This is a genomic window from Candidatus Magnetaquicoccus inordinatus (assembly GCF_004217665.1).
In the GTDB taxonomy this organism is placed as follows: domain Bacteria; phylum Pseudomonadota; class Magnetococcia; order Magnetococcales; family Magnetaquicoccaceae; genus Magnetaquicoccus; species Magnetaquicoccus inordinatus.
Genome location: NZ_RXIU01000368.1, coordinates 1 through 2,037 on the forward strand (window position 1 = coordinate 1; position 2,037 = coordinate 2,037).

Below are 2,037 nucleotides of genomic sequence, written 5' to 3' on the forward strand. Positions count from 1 at the left end.
GGTAATATATCTTAAAACGAATATAAAAAATCCTCTAATATCAGGTAACTATTCAGGTGCGTGATGGCTTGCCAGCTCTACTCCCATGGGGATGCTGTGCGGATTGGCGCAAAAAAGCGCGCCAATCCGCACAGCTTTCTTCCATTAGGCGCGCCGCGCCGACGCAAAAAGCGCGTCGGCTTGTTGTGAAAGGCGCGCCAAAGGCAAAAGATTAAAAACAAAATCCCAGGGATTCCATCCCTGGACCCGGCCAGGGAGGTGCCCTCCCTGGACCCGCAACAGTTTTAGGTGGTGTATAGCATGCAGCAACAAACTGTTAGCTGGAAATGAGATTAATCCACCTTTGCACACAAACGCCGTCCACTAACCACCCGTGGCAAACGCGCATAATCCAGGCGTAACATCACCTCCTGTAAACCTGCCGCACGCATCATCTCTGCTACCCGGTCTCCTTGCGTGGCACCAATCTCCAGCGCCAGAAGCCCATTCTCAGCCAACAAGGGAGTGCTGGCAGCGGGTAGAGGGCAGATGACAGCAACGCCATCCGCACCACCATTCAGAGCCAAACTGGGCTCCCATTGCACCACCTCCGGCTGCAAAGTGAGCAGCTCCTCAGGAGCAATATAGGGCAGATTGGCGACAATAACTAAAAATTGGTTTTGATAGCGCTCCAGTTCCAGCGGTGCAACCAGATCCCCTTGCAGCAGGGTCATACGTGCACCACACCCTAAACGCTCAGCATTTTCTTGCGCAACCTGTAAAGCTGCTGCCGAAAGATCAATACCAATTCCCGTTGCAGTGGGATATTCCAAAAGAAGTGAACATAAAAGAGCGCCACTGCCAATGCCCACTTCCAATATCATAAAAGGAGCACTCTGCTGCGCGGGAGGGAAGAGATCTAAAACCGTTTCAACCAGCAGTTCAGTTTCAGGACGGGGTATCAGAACATCTGGGGTGACCAAAAATTCATGGCGCCAGAATTGGCGACGGCGCAAAATATAGGCAACTGGTTCACGACGGGCACGACGCTGCATAAACTGTTTGAAACGGGCCAACTCTTCACCGATAACCGGTCGCTGGGGATCCAAAAAAAGAGCCAGCCGCTCCACTCCCAACGCTTCTGCCAGCAGCAAATCACAATCCAGACGCGGTGACTCAACCCCCCGCTGTTGCAGCCAGGGAACCGCCCATGCCTGCAACGCCTGAATGGTCCACAGAGTTGTCGTCAATCGTCGTTCTCATTGCTACTGTGTAATGCGGCTACCCGTGGGGCGCTTTCGGTATGCAGCATGGCCACTGCCCGCTGACTGTGCTGACGAAAATCTTCAGCAAAACGCGGCGAAACTGGGTTGGCCATAATCTGTTGGATGGAAAGCGGGTTGACCGGTTCATCATGTACCCGCACTTCATAGTGCAGATGAGGACCGGTAGAGGCTCCTGTGGTGCCAACCCGTCCGATCACCTCTCCCTGCTTGACCTGTGAACCAACACGCAAACCTCGGCCAAAGCTGCTCAAATGGGCATAGGCTGTGCTGTAGGTATCATTATGGCGAATGGTGATAAATTGACCATAATCCCCCTTGTGGCCGATATATGTCACACGTCCATCACCAGAAGCACGCACCGGCGTTCCTTGCGGTGCCGCATAATCCACCCCTTTATGCGCACGGGTAAAACCAAATATGGGATGCTTGCGGTGTTTGGTAAAAAGCGAGGTGATGCGGGTAAAATCAACCGGCGTGCGAATAAAGATCTTGCGAATGCTTTGCCCTTTGGCATCATAATAACCGCTGTTGCCAGAGGGATCGGTATAACGGAACACCTGTAAAACACGACCCTGATTGACAAATTCAGCCGCGACTATCTCGCCATCGCGCTCCCGTTTGCCCTGAAAATATTTGCTCTCATAGACCACACGGAATCGATCTCCCGCATGGATGTCTCGGGTAAAGTCCAAATCCCACTCAAAGAGTTTGGCCAGTTTAACCACCATGCTTTGCGACAAACCAGCCTCTTTGCCAGCCATAAAAAGCGAAC

The 2,037-nt window shown here is 52.5% G+C and carries 2 protein-coding genes; both read right to left on the reverse strand.

Translation table 11 applies throughout. The features are described from left to right. Positions 1 to 332: 332 nt before the first annotated feature. The gene (gene prmC, locus EJP87_RS15695; RefSeq protein ID WP_130472792.1) at positions 333 to 1,229 is read right to left on the reverse strand and encodes a peptide chain release factor N(5)-glutamine methyltransferase; all 897 of its coding nucleotides are present in this window, start codon (positions 1,227 to 1,229) and stop codon (positions 333 to 335) included. Then, on the reverse strand, positions 1,226 to 2,037 hold an 812-nt coding region (locus tag EJP87_RS15700; protein ID WP_130472793.1), incomplete at its 5' end, for a peptidoglycan DD-metalloendopeptidase family protein. The genes prmC and EJP87_RS15700, both read right to left, overlap by 4 nt.